The organism is Cupriavidus sp. PB-02 (assembly GCF_058252315.1).
The window spans coordinates 846,197-863,605 of the sequence record NZ_CM177694.1 but is presented as its reverse complement, the minus strand read 5'-3'; the positions used below and the strand labels follow the sequence as shown (position 1 = coordinate 863,605).

Here is a 17,409-nt window from a genome sequence, read left to right as displayed (position 1 = left end):
CATTATAACCACCGGGCTGGCGGCTTCCCTGTTTTTCGAACGATCGTACTATTTTATCGGCAAAATGATGCCGGGCATAGCCCGGCAGACCCCAGCCGTCCGACGATTTTGCCGCAAACCGGGGCTTGCGGGGCTCGTCGGATTGGATGAAACCTTCGACTTACCAGGCGGTAATCACGGACTCCTTGTAGGTCGAAGTGACGTATTGCTTGATTTCCGGCGAGTGGTAGGCCTTCACCAGCTTGGCCACCCAGGGCTTGTTCTTGTCGACCTCGCGGATGGCGATCAGGTTGGCGTACGGGCCTTTCGGGCCTTCCATGGCGATCGCGTCCTTGGTCGGCGACAGGCCGGCCGATTCCGCGTAGTTGCCGTTGATGGCGGCGGCGTCCAGGTCATCGAGCGAGCGCGGCAGTTGCGCGGCGTCCAGCTCGACGATGCGGATCTTCTTGGGGTTCTCGGCGATATCCAGCGGCGTAGCCTTCAGGCCGGCGTTGGGCTTGAGCTTGATCACGCCCTTGCTCTGCAGCAGCAGCAGGCCGCGGCCGCCGTTAGTCGGGTCGTTGGGAACGCCCACGCGCGCGCCCTGCTTGAGCTGGTCGAGCGACTTGATCTTCTTGGAGTACACGCCCATCGGGAAAGTGACGGTATAGGCGATATGCGCGAACTTGTAGCCGCGGTCCTTGATCTGGGCTTCCAGGTACGGCAGGTGCTGGTAGCTGTTGGCATCCAGGTCGCCGGCGGCGAGCGCGGCATTGGGCTGGATGTAGTCGCTGAATTCAACCACCTGGATGTTCAGGCCGTCCTTGGCGGCGACCTTCTTCACCTGTTCCATGATCTGGGCGTGCGGGCCGCCGGTCACGCCGATCTTGATCGGCTTTTCCTGGGCCACGGCACCAGTAGCCAGCGAGGCGCCGAGCGCGGCGCCGAGAATCCATTGCAGCAGGTTGCGACGTTGCATGATGTGTGTTTCCTGTTTCACAAAATAAGGAGCTTAACGGTGGCTGATGCGCCGGACGAGCCAGTCGCCGAAGCTTTGCACCGCCTGCACGAAGACGATCAGGATCACCACCACCGCCACCATCACTTCGGTGATGTAGCGCTGGTAGCCATAGCGGATGCCCAGGTCGCCCAGGCCACCGCCGCCGATCGCGCCGGCCATGGCCGAATAGCCGACCAGGCTGACGAAGGTGATGGTCAGGCCGGCGACGATGCCGGGCATAGCCTCGGGCAGCAGCACCTTCCACACGATCTGGCCGGTGGTAGCGCCCATCGACTGGGCCGCCTCGACCAGGCCCTTGTCGACCTCGCGCAGCGCGCTTTCCACCAGGCGCGCGATAAACGGGATCGCCGCGATGGTCAGCGGCACGATCGCCGCGGTAGTGCCGATCGACGAACCCACGATAAAGCGCGTGAACGGGATCACCACCACCAGCAGGATGATGAACGGGATCGAGCGCACCGCGTTGACCACCACGCCGATGCCGCGGTTGAACAGCGGGTGCGACAGCACGCCGCCGCGGTTGGTCAGGTGCAGCAGCACGCCCAGCGGCACGCCCAGCAGCGAGCCGACCACGCCCGAGATCGCCACCATCAGCAGCGTCTCATTGAACGAGGTCAGGAACAGGTCAGACATCTCAGACCACATGCTCGAACTCCTCCACCACGACGCCTTGCGCCTGCAGGTATTCCATCGCCGCCTTCACGTCGGCAAGCTCGCCGGTGGCCATGATCGCCAGCGAGCCAAAGGCCTGGCCCTGGATCTCGTCGATATGGCCGTGCAGGATATTGAAGTCCAGCCCGTAGCGGCGGATCGCCTGGGCCAGCACCGGCTGGTCGACGCCCTCGCCGGTGAAGGCGAGGCGGTAGACGTGGTCGCGGCCGTTGCCGAGCCGGCTCTCCACGCGCTTGAGCACGCTCGCCGGCAGTTCCTGCGAAATGACATCGCCAATCATGGCGCGGGTGACGTCATGCTGCGGGCGCAGGAACACATCGATCACGCGCCCGGTCTCCACCACCTCGCCCGCTTCGAGCACGGCCACGCGGTCGCAGACCTGTTTGATGACTTCCATCTGGTGCGTGATCATCACCACGGTCAGGCCGAGGTCGCGGTTGATCTGCTTGAGCAGGTCGAGGATGGAGCGGGTGGTTTCAGGGTCGAGCGCGGAAGTCGCTTCGTCCGACAGCAGCACTTTCGGTTTGCTCGCCAGTGCGCGCGCGATGCCCACGCGCTGCTTCTGCCCGCCGCTGATCTGCGCCGGGAAGCGGTCCTTGAGCGCCGACAGACCGACCAGGTCCAGCAGCGGCAGCACGGTCGCGGCAATTTCCGCCTTGGGCTTGCCGGCCAGTTCCAGCGGCAGCGCCACGTTGTCATACACGGTGCGCGACGATAGCAGGTTGAAGTGCTGGAAGATCATGCCGATCTCGCGGCGTGCCAGGCGCAGCGCGCCGTTGTCCAGCGCGGTCAGGTCCTGGCCGGCAACGATCACGCGGCCGCTGGTGGGCCGGTTCAGCAGGTTGATGGCACGGACCAGCGTGCTCTTGCCGGCGCCGCTGCGGCCGATGATGCCGAAGACCTCGCCCGCCGCAATCGACAGGCTGACGTCTCGCAATGCATGCACGTCGCCTGACGCGCCCGGGAAGCGCTGCGACAGTCCTTGCAGTTCGATCATGGAAAGGTGACCAAAAGAAAACGGCAACAGTCGCGGAGGTCTCCAGCGCTGTTGCCGCACGTTATTTTTGTGAAGCGCGTATTTTAAGCGATTCGCTTCATACCATAAACGACTTTTTACCGATGTCTTTATACGTTCCCGGCATATAAAGACCCTGGAAGTTGCTTATGATCCACGCCACGAGGGCGCGCGTTTGTCAATAAAGGCCTGCACACCCTCCAGCGCCGAGTCGGCCATCATGTTGCAGGCCATGGTCTGCCCGGCAAGCTGGTAGGCAGCTTCAATTCCCATCTCGAGCTGGCGGTAGAACAGCCCCTTGCCGGCTGCCACCGCGGCGACCGGCTTGGCGCAGATGCTGGCGGCCAGGCGCGCCACCTCGTCGTCCAGCTGGTCGGCGGGCACCACCCGGTTGACCAGCCCGCGCTCGCGCGCGGTCGCAGCATCGATCATGTCGCCGGTCAGAAGCATCTCCATCGCCTGCTTGCGCAGCAGGTTGCGCGACAGCGCCACGCCGGGCGTCGAGCAGAACAGCCCCAGGTTGACGCCGGATACCGCAAAGCGCGCGTCATCGGCCGCCACCGCCAGGTCGCACATCGCCACCAGCTGGCAGCCGGCCGCGGTGGCGATGCCCTGCACGCGCGCGATCACCGGCTGCGGCATCTTCTGGATCGCCATCATCATGCGCGTGCAGCGGTCGAACAGCCGGCGGTAGTAGTCGTGCGAGGGCGAGGCCCGCATCTCGCGCAGGTCGTGCCCGGCGCAGAACGCCTTGCCGGCGCCGGCCAGCACCACCACGCGCACGGAGTCGTCCGCAGCGATCCGCGCCAGCGCCCCGGTCAGCGCATCCAACAGCCCTTCGGACAAGGCATTGAACGCCTGCGGGCGGTTCATGGTCAGGCGCGCCACGCCAGCGGCATCGCGCGATTCGGTCAGCAGCGGCGCATCCACGCGTGCATCGTTCTCGGCCATGGCGACGGTCTCCTAATGTTCCATCAGGACCTTCAGGTGCGCCAGCACGCTGCGGCCCAGTGCACTCAGGTTGTAGCCGCCCTCCAGGCAGCTGACGATGCGGCCCTGCGCATGCGTACGCGCCACGTTGACCAGCTGGCCGGTGATCCAGGCGTAGTCCTGCTCCACCAGCCCCATCTGCCCGAGGTCGTCCTCGCGGTGTGCGTCGAAGCCGGCCGAGATAAACAGCATCTGCGGGCGGAACTCGTTCAGCCGCGGCAGCCAGATGGTCTCGACCACCTCGCGCACGGCCATGCCGTTGGTGTACGCCGGCAGCGGGATGTTCACCATATTGGGCGCGATATGCTCGGTGCCGCTGTACGGGTAGAACGGGTGCTGGAAGATGCTGCACATCAGCACGCGCTCGTCGCCGCGGAAGGCCGCTTCGGTGCCGTTGCCATGGTGCACGTCGAAATCGATGATCGCCACGCGCTCCAGCCCGTGCGCCTGCAGCGCGTGGCGCGCGGCGATGGCGACGTTGTTGAAGAAGCAGAAACCCATGGCGTGGTCGGGTTCGGCGTGGTGGCCGGGCGGGCGCACGCAGCAGAACGCGTTTTCCAGCTCGCCCGCGATCACGGCGTCGGTGGCCGCCACCGCCGCGCCCGCGGCCAGCTTTGCCGCGGCGAGCGTATGGCTGTTCATCGAGGTATCCGGGTCGATCGGGTAGTAGCCGCTCGCGGGGCTGGCGCTTTCCAGCGAATCGACATAGTCGGGCCGGTGCACGCGCTCGAGCTGCTCGCGCGTGGCGGGCGTGGGCTCGCGCCGCTCCAGCAGGCCGTCCAGGCCGTGCGAAATCAGGTGATCCTCGATCGCCTGCAGGCGTTCCGGGCACTCGGGATGGAAATGCCCCATCTCGTGCCGCTGGAACTCCGGGTGCGTGTAATAGCCTGTCGGCATCTCTTATCGTCGCAATGTTGTCTCCACTCGCTACGTTAGCACAGGCAAGGGCCAGCCACCGCGCGCCACCCCACAGGCTTGCGGTGCGGACTGCTGCTTTAGTGGCATCCGCTATACTCGGTGCGACTTGCAAAGGACACCATGACCGACACCCAGCGCTCACTGCGACGCCCCCTGCTGGGCGCCGCGCTTTCCGCTGCCGCACTCGGACTCTGCGGCCTCTCCCCCAGCCTGCTCGCCGCCGGCAAGCGCCGCGTCAGCGTGCGCGAGGAAGAAATCGAACCCGGCCGTTACCGCGACAACCCGCAAGCCCGCGCCTTTATCGACGAAATGGTGGCGCGCCACAAGTTTGACCGCGGCGCGCTTCAGGACTGGTTCGGCCAGGCGGTCTATTCGTCGACCGTGGTGCGGCTGATCATGCCGCCCGCGACCACCGGCCGCAAAAGCTGGCGTACCTACCGCTCGCGCTTTATCGAGCCGATCCGCATCAATGCAGGCGTGCGCTTCTGGCAGGACAACCGCGACACACTGCGCCGCGCCGAAGCCGAATTCGGCGTGCCGGCCTCGGTCATCGTCGGCATCATCGGCGTGGAAACCATCTACGGCCGCGACATGGGCACCTTCCGTGTGCTCGACTCGCTGTCCACGCTGGCCTTCGACTACCCGGACACGCCCAACCGCGACGCGCGCAGCGCGCTGTTCCGCAACCAGCTGGCGGACTACCTGCTGTGGTGCCGCGACACGCGCACTGACGTGTACTCGGTGCTGGGCTCGTATGCGGGCGCGATCGGCATCCCGCAGTTCATGCCGACCAGCCTGCGCGAATACGCCGTTGACTACGACAACAACGGCCGCACCGACCTGCGCAACAGCCCCACCGACGCGATTGGCAGCGTGGCGCGCTTCCTGCAGCTGCATGGCTGGGAACCGGGCCGCCCGGTGGTGTGGCGCATTGCCGGCGATGCCGGCAGCCTTGGCGTCGCCACCGCGGCCGCGGACGGCGAGCCCTGGCCGACACGCACGCTCAACCAGCTGACCCGCGCCGGACTGCGCGTGGACGAGCCCATCGACCCGGCGCGCGAAGGCGAGACCGGCGTGCTGGTGGTGGACCTGCCGACGCCGGACCTGCCGACGGAGTACCTGCTTGGGCTGCGCAACTTCTATGTGCTGACACGCTACAACCGCAGCTTCTTCTATGCGCTTGCGGTGTACCAGTTGGGCGAGGCGGTGAAGGCGGCGATGGGCTGACGCCGGCGCGCCCTCACAAAGCAAGAAGGCCTCGCACGCGCGAGGCCTTCTTGCTTGCGGCGTTGTCCGGATCAGGCCGGGAACACGCCGGTCGACAGGTAGCGGTCGCCGCGGTCGCACACCACGAACACGATGGTAGCGTTCTCCACTTCCTCGGCAATGCGCAGCGCCACGCAGAGCGCGCCCGCAGCGGAAACGCCGCAGAAGATGCCCTCTTCGGCCGCCATGCGGCGCGCCATATGCTCGGCATCGGACTGGCTTACCGGCTCGGTGCGGTCGATATGGCTGGGATCGTAGATCTTGGGCAGATACGCTTCAGGCCACTTGCGGATGCCCGGGATGCGCGAGCCTTCGGCCGGCTGTGCGCCGATGACCTGGATCGCCGGGTTCTGCTCCTTGAGGTAGCGCGACACGCCAGTGATGGTGCCGGTGGTCCCCATCGCCGACACGAAGTGGGTGACGCGCCCGTCGGTATCGCGCCAGATCTCCGGGCCGGTGCCCTCGTAGTGCGCCTGCGGGTTGTCCGGATTGGCAAACTGGTCGAGGATCACGCCCTTGCCGTCGCGCTCCATCGAATCGGCCAGGTCGCGGGCGTATTCCATGCCGCCCTTGACCGGGGTCAGGACGATTTCGGCACCATAGGCCGCCATGCTCTGGCGGCGCTCGAGGCTCAGGTCCTCGGGCATGATCAGCACCATCTTGTAGCCGCGCACGGCGGCCGCCATGGCCAGCGCGATGCCGGTGTTGCCGGAGGTCGCCTCGATCAGCGTATCGCCCGGCTTGATGCGCCCGCGGGCTTCGGCTCGGGCGATCATCGACACCGCCGGGCGGTCCTTGACCGAACCGGCGGGGTTGTTGCCTTCGAGCTTGCCGAGGATCACATTGCCGCGCGCGTCGTTGGCGGCACCGGGAATGCGCTGCAGTCTGACCAGCGGCGTATTGCCGATGGTGTCTTCAATAGTCTTGTAGGCCATGGGTGTCGGGGATCGATGTCGCCGGCCATTGTAATCCAGACACCTTTCCCTCGCCGGCAGGCGGGCTTTGCGCCGGGCGCGCCGCCTGCCGTAACCTGGCAGCCGCTCAGCCTTCCTCGTGGTTGCCTTCGCCCAGCAGGTGGTACAGCAGGATGCAGCCGAAGGTAGCGGTGCCGATGCCGCCCAGCGTCATGCCGCCCAGCTTCAGCGTCAGGTCGCCGGCAGCCACGGTCAGCGTGGCACCCACGGTGATCAGGTTGCGCGAACTGGAAAAGTCCACCTTGTTCTGCACCCAGATCCGCCCTGCCGTGGCCGCGATCAGGCCGAACACGACGATGGTCAGCCCGCCGATCACGGGGCCCGGGATTGTCAGGATCAGTGCACCGAACTTGGGCGAGAAGCCCAGCAGGATGGCCACCGCCGCCGCGACTACGAAGATCAGCGTCGAATAGATCTTGGTGACCGCCATCACGCCCATGTTCTCGGCGTAGGTGGTCACGCCGGTGCCGCCGCCGCCGGCCGACAGCATGGTGGCGATGCCGTCGCCAATAAAGGCGCGGCCGATATACGGGTCGAGGTTGCGCCCCGTCATTACCCCGATGGCCTTGATATGGCCCAGGTTCTCGGCCACCAGCACGATCGCCACCGGGGCGATCAGCAGCATCGCGCTAGCCTCGAAGACCGGTGCGGTGAACGCCGGCGTGCCGAACCAGCTGGCCGCAGCCACGCCGGAGAAATCGATCGGCTTGCCCAGCCCCATCACATTGGTGCCCAGGTAGTAGGCCAGGTAGCCGGCCAGGCCGCCGATCAGCACCGGCAGGCGCCCGAGCATGCCGGGCGCGCGCACCGCCACCAGGCCAACGGCCACCACCGTCAGCAGGCCCACCCAGGTATCGAGCGCCGCGCCGCTGACCGCCTTGACGGCCACCGGCGCCAGGTTCAGGCCGATGGCCGCGACGACGGCACCGGTCACCACCGGCGGCATCAGCTTTTCCACCCAGGCGTAGCCGGCCGCCTGCACCACCAGCCCGATCACCGTGTACAGCGCGCCCGCGGCAATGATGCCGCCCAGCGCCACCGGGATATTGGGGTTGGGACCGCTGCCCGCATAGCCGGTGGCTGCGATCACCACGGCGATAAAGGCGAAGCTGGAACCCAGGTAGCTGGGCACCCGGCCGCGCACGCACAGGAAGAAGATCAGCGTGCCGATGCCCGAGAACAGGATGGCGATATTGGGGTTGAAGCCCATCAGGATCGGCGCGATGGCGGTCGAGCCGAACATCGCCACCACGTGCTGGATGCCGGCCAGCAGCGTCTGCCCGGCCGGCAGCCGCTCATCGGGCCCGATCACGCCTCCGGTCTTGAGCCGCCATTTAGGCAGGAATCCCGCGTCCTCGCCATTCGCCATGTGTTCTGCTCCCTGTGCTCCGGGCGGGCCGCGCAGTCAGCAGCCGCCGCGATTGTGGTTGGTGATCCGGCGCTGACTGGCTGCTTATTGCCTGTCAGCTGCCGCGCGCGGCAGATCCTGCCGGCGCGGCGTCCGCATGATACTCCGCGCCCGCAGGCGTGCGAAGCCGCAGAGGTGTAGCACGAGGCGTACCAACAGGGAGATGCCCAGACGCAACGGTACCGGGCACAGGCTTGTGTACAAGTCAGCCGGCCGCTCAGCGCGATGCCTTGGCTGCGCCTGCCGGCGCTGCGGCAGCCGCCTTCGCCGGCTTGGCAGACGCGGCCGGCGCCGCAGCGGCGGCGCCAAAGGTGAGCCCCGCCTCCTGCAGCTTTGCCACCGACTTGGGCCCCACGCCACTGACGCGCTCGGCCAGGTCCGCGGCATCCTTGTAGGGCCCGCGCTTGTTGCGTTCGTCGACGATGTTGCGGGCGGTGGCGGGGCCCCCGCCCTTGATGGAGGTCAGCGCCGCCTCGTCCGCCGTGTTGACGTCGATCGCCGCTTTCGCGATGCCGCCGCCGGACAGGCAGATGGCTGCAATCAGGGAGAAACGCCGGACAAATTGCCAGACCCAGTGCTTGAACATGGAAGCTCCTTTCCTGTGGATGGTTGGAGGTACCCTCGGGTACCACCCCGCCATTGCGGCGAGGCCAGGTCAGGATAGGGGCAGTCTGCCGCGGCGGCGCATACGGCAACACAAGTTGACACCGGCCGCACGAAAACCTGTCGGCCGGCTCGGCAACAGCGGAAAAGCGAGGCGGTCAGCCAGCGCGTTCGAGCAGCCAGCGGCAGTAGCGCGCCACGCCTTCCTCGACGGTCAGGAAGGGCTCGTTATAGCCGGCACTGCGCAGCTTGGACACATCCGACTGCGTAAAGCACTGGTACTTGCCGCGCAGTGCATCGGGGAACTTGACGTACTCGACCAGGCCTTCCTGCACCAGTTCCTCCAGCGACAGGCGCGGCTTGCCGTCGGCCTCGCGCAGCGTGTTGACAACGGTGGTGGCGATGTCGTTGAACGGCTGCGCGCGACCGGTGCCGAGGTTGAAGATGCCGGATTTTTCCGGATGGTCGAAGAAATACAGGTTGACCTTGACCACGTCCTCGACCGAGATGAAGTCGCGGCTCTGCATGCCCGGACCGTAGCCGTTGTACTCGCCGAACAGCTTCACCGTGCCGTCGGCGCGGAACTGGTTGAAGTTGTGGAACGCGACCGAGGCCATGCGGCCCTTGTGGGTCTCGCGCGGGCCATACACGTTGAAGTAGCGGAAGCCGACGATCTGCGACAGCGCCGACGGCAGCCGGCGCCGCACGATCTGGTCGAACAGGAACTTGGAGTAGCCATACACGTTCAGCGGACGCTCGAACTCGCGGTCTTCGCGAAATACCTGCGAGGCGCCGTAGGTGGCCGCCGACGACGCATACAGGAACTGCGCGCCCTGCTCCAGGCAGCTCTCCATCAGCGACAGCGTGTAGCGGTAGTTGTTCTCCATCATGTAGCGGCCGTCGGTCTCCATGGTGTCGGAGCAGGCACCTTCATGGAACACCGCGCGCACCTTGCCGAACTCGCCACGGGCAAAGCGCTCGAGGAAGTCCTGCTTGTCCAGGTAGTCGGAGATTTCGCAGTCGACCAGGTTGTGGAACTTGTCCGCACGGGTCAGGTTGTCGACGGCGATGACGTTGGTCTCGCCGCGGTCATTCAGTCCCTTGACGAGGTTGCTGCCGATAAAGCCGGCAGCGCCGGTCACGATGATGGTCATGGTCACTTCAGTCTGGTGGTGCCGCGCTTCACGGGGCGGCGCCGAACAATTCGGGATAGGTGACGACGGCGGTGCCGAGCTTGCCCACCACGATGCCGCCGGCACGGTTGGCATGCTGCACGGCTTCCTTGAGCGTCAAGCCGGCGCCCAGCATGGTGGCGAGCGTGGCGATCACTGTATCCCCCGCACCGGATACATCATAGACCTCGCGCGCCTGGGCGGACACGTGCAGCACCTCGGCCTCGGTGTAGAGTGTCATGCCCTCTTCCGAGCGCGTCAGCAGCAGTGCCTCGAGCTGCAGTTCGCGGCGCAGGTTCTGGGCGCGGATGGTCAGGTCGGCCTCGGTCTTCCAGGCGCCGACCACGGCACGCATCTCGGCCCGGTTGGGCGTGATCAGTGTGGCGCCACGATAGCGCGAGTAGTCCTCGCCCTTGGGATCGATCAGCACCTTGCGCCCGGCAGCGCGGCCGGCGTCGACCATGCGCGTGACGTGCGTCAGGCCGCCCTTGCCGTAGTCGGACAGCACCAGCACCTGGTAGTCGTTGATCAGGCTGACGAAGCGGTCCTGTACCGCGGCCAGCACTTCGTGCGCGGGCGCGTTCTCGAAGTCCACGCGCAGCAGCTGCTGCTGGTGCGCCACCACGCGTAGCTTGATGGTGGTATTGAGCTTGGCATCGCGGTGCAGGTAGGGCTCCACGTGGCTTTCCGCCAGCAGAGCCTCGAGCGTGCGCGCCGGCTCGTCGTCGCCGACCACGCCCAGCATGCCCACGCGCGCGCCCAGCGCGGCGGCGTTGCGCGCCACGTTGGCGGCGCCACCTAGGCGCTCGTCGCTGCGCTTTACCTGCACCACCGGCACCGGCGCTTCCGGCGAGATGCGCTCCACGTCGCCGAACCAATAGCGGTCCAGCATCATGTCGCCAACCACCAGGATATGGGACTGCCGGATCTGTTCTTGCGAAATGACGGTCTTGTTCATGACGATCCTTGGCAATATCGCGGCGGCCGCGGCCGCCTTGTCATCTTATCGGTTGATGTGTCCGTTGACCCGCCCGCGCTTCATTCGTTCGCGGCACGTTGCCGCGCCCTGGTCGGGCGGCCGATGGCGTGGTACTCCACGCCGCTCTCGACCATCGCCTCGGGCTCATACAGGTTGCGCCCGTCGAAGATCACCGGCGTCTTCAGGCGCCGCTTGATCTGCGCGAAGTCGGGGCTACGGAACACCTTCCACTCGGTCACGATCACCAGCGCGTCGGCGCCGTCGAGGACATCCATCTGGTGGTCGTGGAAGCTCACGCGCGCGGCGCCGCCCGGCAGGTCGGCCAGGTCGGCATCCAGCACGCGCCGCGCTTCGGCCATCGACACCGGGTCATGCATGCGCAGCGACGCGCCGCGCGCCACCAGCTCGCGCGCCAGGATCCGCGACGGCGCCTCGCGCATGTCGTCGGTATTGGGCTTGAACGCCAGGCCCCACACCGCGAAGGTGCGCCCGGCGAGGTCCTCGCCGAAGCGGCGCACGATCTTGTCGCCTAGCACGCGCTTCTGCGCGCCGTTGACGGCTTCCACCGCCTCCAGCACGCGCATCGGCTTGCCGTGGTCGGCGGCGGTGCGCATCAGCGCCTGCACGTCCTTGGGAAAGCACGAGCCACCGTAACCGGCTCCGGCATACAGGAAACTGTAGCCGATGCGCGGGTCCGAGCCGATGCCCATGCGCACCAGCTCGATATCGGCGCCCACTTCGTCGGCGAGGTTGGCCAGCTCGTTCATGAACGAGATGCGGGTGGCCAGCATCGAGTTGGCGGCGTACTTGGTGAACTCGGCCGAGCGCACGTCCATGTAGAAAGTGCGTTCGTGGTGGCGGTTGAACGGCGCGTAGAGCTGGCGCATGGTGGCCTGCGCGTGGCGGCCCGCCACGTCAGGGTTGCAGCCCAGCACGATGCGATCCGGACGCATGAAGTCCTCGACCGCGGCGCCTTCCTTCAGGAACTCAGGGTTGGACACCACCGAGAACTGCAGGTCTTCCAGCCCACGCGCGGCGAGTTCCTCGCGGATCGTGGCGGCGACGCGGTCGCCGGTGCCGACCGGCACGGTCGACTTGTCCACCACCACCTTGAAGCCGGTCATATGGCGGCCGATATTGCGTGCCGCGGCCAGTACGTACTTCAGGTCGGCCGAGCCGTCTTCATCGGGCGGCGTGCCCACGGCGATGAACTGCACGTCGGCGTGCTCGACGCTGGCGGCCACGTCGGTGGAGAAGGTCAGTCGGCCGGCGGCGCGATTGCGCTGGATCAGTTCCTGCAAGCCCGGCTCGTAGATCGGCACCCCGCCCGCATTGAGCAGTGCGATCTTCTGTTCGTCCAGGTCCAGGCAGAACACATCGTTGCCCAGTTCCGCCAGGCAGGCGCCGGTGACAAGGCCCACATAACCGCTGCCGATAATGGTGACTTTCATAGCTTCAGTTCAAGATCTGTTGCACCGTCCGCCGGGATCAGCCGAGCGTCTCGGAACGCCGCGGGGCGTAGGTTTCCCAGCGGTTGCAGCCCGGGCACTGCCAGTAGAACAAGCGGGCCCGGAAGCCGCACTCGCGGCAGGTGTAGCGCGCCAGGTTGCGGGTGCGCAGCTGCAGCAGATCGCGGATAGCGGTGGTTTCCTTCGCGTCCTCGTCGCTGTCCGCCTCTGCGGCCACCGGGGCATCGCCCGCCGTGGCTTCGGCCTCGGCCACGGCTGTCTGCGCCTCGAAATACCTGGTCAGCGCCAGCAACGTGGGCTGGCGGCGCAGCTGGTCGCGCATCAGCCGTGCCGCGGCTTCGGGGCCATTCACGTCGAGCTCGGCCTTGTACGCCGTATCGAGCAGCTCTGGCGCCAGCTTGCCCTTGAGCAGGCCGTGCAGCCATTCCAGCGCGGTCCCCTCCTGCTGCAGGCTGGCATAGGCCTTGACCACGCGGTCGGCCACCAGCGGCAGAAAAGAAGCGTCCTGCCGTTCGATGCCGAGCCAGTGGCCGAGCGCGGCACGCGCATCGCCGGCCGCCGCGGCCACGTCGCCCAGCAGGATCGGGGCGCGCACATTGGCGGGATTCTCGGCGACGGCCTGGTTCAGCCACTTCACCGCATCCTCGGGCCGCTTGCGCTGCAGCGCGTCCTGCGCCAGCTCGCAGCAGAACTGGGCGATCTGCACGCTGTAGCTCGTCTGCTCCAGCGTCTGCAGTTCGCGCGCGGCATCGATGGCCTTCTGCCACTCCTTCTCGACCTCGTAGAGCTCGAGCAGCACGCGCTTGGCCGAGGCCGCGTACGGTCCCGACATCAGCCGGCGCAGCGACTCCTCGGCGCGGTCCAGCAAGCCCGCGCGCAGGAAGTCCTGACCCAGCTCGTACAGCGCATGCTCGCGCTCGGGCTCGGGCAGGTCGGGCCGGGTGGCCAGGTTCTGGTGCACGCGGATGGCGCGCTCGGTTTCACCGCGGCGGCGGAACAGTGCGCCCAGCGCGAAGTGCAGCTCGGTGGTTTCGGGGTCGAGCCGGGCGACCTCGATAAAGGCGTCGATGGCCTTGTCGGGCTGCTCGTTGAGCAGGAAATTGAGGCCCTTGAAGTACGAGCGTGGCAAGGCGCCCTGCTCGCTGATGAGCTGGCGCACATCGAAGCGCGCCGCCATCCAGCCAAGGCCAAAGACAAGTGGCAGCGCCAGCAGCCACCAGGTTTCAAACATCATGGATCAGACTTTCGGGCCGACTACGTTATAGGGAACAGGCTTGCCGTCGCGCGGCACGGCTGCCGCGGGCGACGGCGGCGTTGCCGCGGACGCGCTCGCCTGCGCGCCGGCATCGGCCAGCGCGCGGCGCAGCCGGGCAAGCTCCATGCGCTGGCGCATCAGGTTGGGCGCCACCGAGGCCAGCGCCGCCACCGCGCCGAGCACGAAGGCGGCGAACAGGATCAGGATCAGCGGGGCATGCCAGACGGCGTTGAAGAACAGCTGCAGCGAGGCTTCGGCGGTATTGCGCAGCGCCAGCACGAACAGCAGCACGAAAACGACGATGCGGACGATCCAGGCGAACAGTTTCATGCGGTTGGGCAGCGTGGCAGCGTGACGTGGAAGCGGCACCGGCGCACTCGCGCGAGGTCCGGCAAAGACCCCGGCATTGTAGCGGAATCACTTAACCTATTCGGTAACCGGGCGGTAATGCAGCCCTGCCGGGGGTCTAACGCGCCGCCGGCAGCGGCCGCTGACAAGCGCCTGCGCACGAATGCAGCACCTGTATCGACGCGCGTGCCAAGGCCACTCGACGCCGGCACCAACAAAAAAAAGCGCCCCGAAGGACGCTTTCTTACAGACAACACAAGCAGCAGGCTAAGCCTGGGCAATCAGGAGCGGACGAAATTCAATCCACCCTCGTGCAGTCCCGCCGGTGCGGCGGGCGCACTGCCCTGGCCTACCTTGCCCGGCACGGCCTGAGCCGCGCCGGCGGCATGGCCATTGCCGGCGGCGGAATGGCCGTTGCCATTGGCGCCCGGAGGCGCCGGCTGGCTGCGGTCAACCCGTTCGCGCAATTCCTTGCCCGCCTTGAAGTGCGGCACCCGTTTTTCGGGCACCAGCACACGCTCGCCGGACTTGGGATTGCGCCCCACGCGAGGCGGACGCCGGTTCAGACCAAAACTGCCGAATCCGCGGATCTCAATGCGGTGGCCATCGGCCAGCGCCTCGGACATCGCGTCGAGTATCGTTTTGACCGAGATGTCCGCGTCCCGCAGCAGCAGCTGGGGGAAGCGGGCAGCCAGTTTTTCGACGAGCTCCGACTTGGTCATGGGCATACGCGCAAGCGCGGGGGCCTGCGATTACTGGTTGTCCTGGCCGAGCTTGGCCTTCAGCAGGGCGCCGAGGTTGGTCGTGCCAGCCGTGCCGGTGTCAGCCTGGAACTTCTGCATCGCTTCTTGCTGCTCTGCGCTGTCCTTGGCCTTGATCGACAGGTTGATGTTGCGCGACTTGCGGTCGACGTTCACCACCAGGGCGGTGATCTGCTCGCCTTCCTTCAGCACATTGCGGGCATCTTCCACGCGGTCAGCGGAGATTTCCGATGCACGCAGGTAGCCTTCCACGTCGTCAGCCAGCTGGACCACGGCGCCCTTGGCGTCAACGGCCTTGATGGTGCCCTGAACCAGCGAACCCTTGTCGTTGGCCGAGATGAAGTTGTTGAACGGATCGCCCGACAGCTGCTTGATGCCCAGCGAGATGCGTTCCTTGTCGACGTCGATGCCCAGAACCACGGCTTCGACTTCGTCGCCCTTCTTGTACTTGCGCACGGCCTCTTCGCCGGACTCTTGCCAGGACAGGTCGGACAGGTGCACCAGGCCGTCGATGCCACCAGGCAGGCCGATGAACACGCCGAAGTCGGTGATCGACTTGATCTGGCCGCTCAGCTTGTCGCCCTTCTTGTGGTTACGCGAGAAATCGTCCCACGGATTGGCCTTGCACTGCTTCATGCCCAGGCTGATACGACGCTTGTCTTCGTCGATATCCAGCACCATGACTTCGACTTCGTCGCCCAGCTGGACAACCTTGGACGGGGCAACGTTCTTGTTGGTCCAGTCCATTTCCGACACGTGCACCAGGCCTTCGATGCCGGCTTCGATCTCGACGAACGCGCCGTAGTCGGTCAGGTTGGTCACCTTGCCGAACAGGCGGGTGCCTTGCGGGTAGCGGCGCGAGATGCCGACCCACGGATCTTCGCCCAGCTGCTTCACGCCCAGCGAGACGCGGTTCTTTTCCTGGTCGAACTTGAGGATCTTGGCGGTGATTTCCTGGCCAACCGACAGCACTTCGCTGGGGTGGCGGACACGGCGCCAGGCCAGGTCGGTGATGTGCAGCAGGCCGTCGATACCGCCCAGGTCAACGAACGCACCGTAGTCGGTGATGTTCTTGACGATACCGTTGACGATGGCGCCTTCCTTCAGGGTTTCCATCAGCTTCTGGCGCTCTTCGCCCAGGGTCGCTTCGACCACGGCGCGGCGCGACAGCACCACGTTGTTGCGCTTGCGATCCAGCTTGATGACCTTGAATTCCAGGGTCTTGCCTTCGTACGGGGTGGTGTCCTTGATCGGGCGCACGTCAACCAGCGAGCCCGGCAGGAACGCGCGGATGCCGTTGACCATCACCGTCAGGCCGCCCTTGACCTTGCCGGTCACGGTACCCGAGATGATCTCGCCGTCTTCCAGCGCCTTCTCGAGGTTCAGCCACGATGCCAGGCGCTTGGCCTTGTCGCGGGAAAGGATAGTGTCGCCATAGCCGTTCTCGAGCGCATCGATGGCCACGGAGACATAGTCGCCGGCCTGCACTTCGAGTTCGCCCTGGTCGTTCAGGAACTCCTCTACCGGCACAAATGCTTCGGACTTGAGGCCGGCGTTGACGACCACGAAGTTGTGGTCGATGCGCACGACTTCAGCGGAAATCACTTCGCCAGCCTTCATATTGGAGCGGGCGATCGATTCCTCGAACAGTGCGGCAAAGGATTCGTTAGTTTGCAGGTCGGACATAAACGTAAGGTGAAATCCGCAGTACGCTGGCCGGCGCGACTATCGCGCTCAGTCTGCCAGTGCAGCGGGGTCAGGTTTTACAAATACCAGCTTCGGGCAAGCCCGGGCTGGCTCCATCCGGTGCTGTCGGGGTGCGCCGCTTTACCTATGCGTCCGCATGCATCTCATGCATCGGACCGCACAGCGGCAAACCACTCCAGCACCTGCGCCACTGCCTGGTCCACCGTCATGTCGGAGGTATCCAGCAGCTTTGCATCCTCGGCGGGACGTAGCGGCGCGGCGGTGCGGGTGCGATCCCGTGCATCGCGCGTCTCGAGGTCACGCAAAAGGTCTTCGATATTAGCAGAAATTCCCTTATCAATCAATTGTTTATAGCGCCTGCGCGCACGCGCTTCAACACTTGCCGTGAGGAACACTTTCAGCTGGGCATCCGGGAAGATCACGGTGCCCATGTCGCGGCCGTCGGCCACCAGACCCGGCAGCTTGCGGAAGCTGCGCTGCAGCTGGGTCAGCGCGTCGCGCACCGGCTGGTGCACGGCGATGGCGGAGGCCCGGTTGCCGATCGCCTCGGCCCGGATCGCCCGGCTCACTTCCTCTCCCTGCAGCCACACCCGGTCCGGGCCGAACTTCACATCGAGGCGGGCAGCGATTCTTGCAAGGGTGCCGATATCCGCCGGGTCAACGCCCGCACGGTCGCTGGCCAGCGCCACCAGCCGGTACAGGGCGCCGCTGTCGAGCAGGTGGAAGCCCACGGCATCGGCAACCTTGTGCGCGACGGTGCCCTTGCCCGAGGCTGTCGGCCCGTCAATGGTGATGACGTTGACGATAGTCATTACTTATGACACCCACAGAAACGATTGATTGTTAATTCTATTGAGAATCATTATCATTTG

17 protein-coding genes are annotated in these 17,409 nt (G+C 66.0%); 1 reads left to right on the top strand and 16 read right to left on the bottom strand.

What is annotated here, in order from left to right:
- Nucleotides 1-160 precede the first annotated feature (160 nt).
- The 5 genes from AC10V3_RS04095 to AC10V3_RS04075 all read right to left on the bottom strand — a co-directional run bounded on the left by AC10V3_RS04095 (nt 161) and on the right by AC10V3_RS04075 (nt 4,574).
- Nucleotides 161-958, bottom strand: coding sequence for a MetQ/NlpA family ABC transporter substrate-binding protein (locus AC10V3_RS04095; protein ID WP_022533904.1), 798 nt, complete (start codon nt 956-958; stop codon nt 161-163).
- Nucleotides 959-991: 33 nt separating this feature from the next.
- Nucleotides 992-1,645: a methionine ABC transporter permease gene (locus AC10V3_RS04090; RefSeq protein ID WP_018312424.1), complete on the bottom strand. Its 654-nt coding sequence runs from the start codon at nt 1,643-1,645 to the stop codon at nt 992-994.
- On the bottom strand, nt 1,635-2,669 hold the full coding sequence (locus tag AC10V3_RS04085) for a methionine ABC transporter ATP-binding protein (RefSeq protein ID WP_022533903.1): 1,035 nt from the start codon (nt 2,667-2,669) through the stop codon (nt 1,635-1,637). The genes AC10V3_RS04090 and AC10V3_RS04085 overlap by 11 nt, the downstream gene beginning before the upstream one ends.
- A 165-nt stretch (nt 2,670-2,834) precedes the next feature.
- A complete protein-coding gene (locus AC10V3_RS04080) occupies nt 2,835-3,638 on the bottom strand; it encodes an enoyl-CoA hydratase (protein ID WP_022533902.1) in 804 nt (267 codons plus the stop codon).
- Nucleotides 3,639-3,650: 12 nt separating this feature from the next.
- A complete protein-coding gene (locus AC10V3_RS04075; protein ID WP_022533901.1) occupies nt 3,651-4,574 on the bottom strand; it encodes a histone deacetylase family protein in 924 nt (307 codons plus the stop codon).
- Nucleotides 4,575-4,715: 141 nt separating this feature from the next.
- Here AC10V3_RS04075 and mltB point away from each other — a divergent pair, with 141 nt between their 5' ends.
- Nucleotides 4,716-5,822: a lytic murein transglycosylase B gene (mltB, locus tag AC10V3_RS04070; RefSeq protein ID WP_022533900.1), complete on the top strand. Its 1,107-nt coding sequence runs from the start codon at nt 4,716-4,718 to the stop codon at nt 5,820-5,822.
- A 71-nt stretch (nt 5,823-5,893) separates the two neighbouring features.
- Here the strand turns inward: mltB and cysM are convergent, their stop codons facing one another.
- The 11 genes from cysM to cmk all read right to left on the bottom strand — a co-directional run bounded on the left by cysM (nt 5,894) and on the right by cmk (nt 17,349).
- Nucleotides 5,894-6,796: a cysteine synthase CysM gene (gene cysM, locus AC10V3_RS04065; protein ID WP_022533899.1), complete on the bottom strand. Its 903-nt coding sequence runs from the start codon at nt 6,794-6,796 to the stop codon at nt 5,894-5,896.
- Nucleotides 6,797-6,902: 106 nt separating this feature from the next.
- A complete protein-coding gene (locus AC10V3_RS04060) occupies nt 6,903-8,204 on the bottom strand; it encodes a solute carrier family 23 protein (protein ID WP_490923147.1) in 1,302 nt (433 codons plus the stop codon).
- Between the two features lie 256 nt (nt 8,205-8,460).
- Entirely contained in the window at nt 8,461-8,829 is a 369-nt protein-coding gene (locus AC10V3_RS04055; protein WP_022533897.1) for a ComEA family DNA-binding protein, read from the bottom strand.
- 175 nt (nt 8,830-9,004) lie between these two features.
- Nucleotides 9,005-10,000, bottom strand: a complete 996-nt coding sequence (rfaD, locus tag AC10V3_RS04050) for an ADP-glyceromanno-heptose 6-epimerase (RefSeq protein ID WP_022533896.1) — start codon at nt 9,998-10,000, stop codon at nt 9,005-9,007.
- A 28-nt stretch (nt 10,001-10,028) separates the two neighbouring features.
- A complete protein-coding gene (gene rfaE1, locus AC10V3_RS04045) occupies nt 10,029-10,976 on the bottom strand; it encodes a D-glycero-beta-D-manno-heptose-7-phosphate kinase (RefSeq protein ID WP_022533895.1) in 948 nt (315 codons plus the stop codon).
- A gap of 80 nt (nt 10,977-11,056) precedes the next feature.
- Nucleotides 11,057-12,448 carry a UDP-glucose dehydrogenase family protein gene (locus AC10V3_RS04040; protein ID WP_022533894.1) on the bottom strand — a complete coding sequence of 464 codons (1,392 nt, stop codon included), beginning with the start codon at nt 12,446-12,448 and terminating at the stop codon, nt 11,057-11,059.
- Between the two features lie 37 nt (nt 12,449-12,485).
- Entirely contained in the window at nt 12,486-13,700 is a 1,215-nt protein-coding gene (gene lapB, locus AC10V3_RS04035; protein ID WP_349609604.1) for a lipopolysaccharide assembly protein LapB, read from the bottom strand.
- 3 nt (nt 13,701-13,703) lie between these two features.
- A complete protein-coding gene (locus AC10V3_RS04030) occupies nt 13,704-14,051 on the bottom strand; it encodes a LapA family protein (protein ID WP_041680959.1) in 348 nt (115 codons plus the stop codon).
- A gap of 299 nt (nt 14,052-14,350) precedes the next feature.
- Nucleotides 14,351-14,791, bottom strand: a complete 441-nt coding sequence (locus AC10V3_RS04025; RefSeq protein WP_022533891.1) for an integration host factor subunit beta — start codon at nt 14,789-14,791, stop codon at nt 14,351-14,353.
- A gap of 30 nt (nt 14,792-14,821) precedes the next feature.
- Nucleotides 14,822-16,516, bottom strand: coding sequence for a 30S ribosomal protein S1 (gene rpsA / locus AC10V3_RS04020; protein ID WP_012352088.1), 1,695 nt, complete (start codon nt 16,514-16,516; stop codon nt 14,822-14,824).
- A 164-nt stretch (nt 16,517-16,680) separates the two neighbouring features.
- Nucleotides 16,681-17,349 (bottom strand): (d)CMP kinase, encoded by a 669-nt coding sequence (gene cmk / locus AC10V3_RS04015; protein WP_022533890.1) that lies wholly within the window; start codon nt 17,347-17,349, stop codon nt 16,681-16,683.
- Between the last annotated feature and the right edge of the window lie 60 nt (nt 17,350-17,409).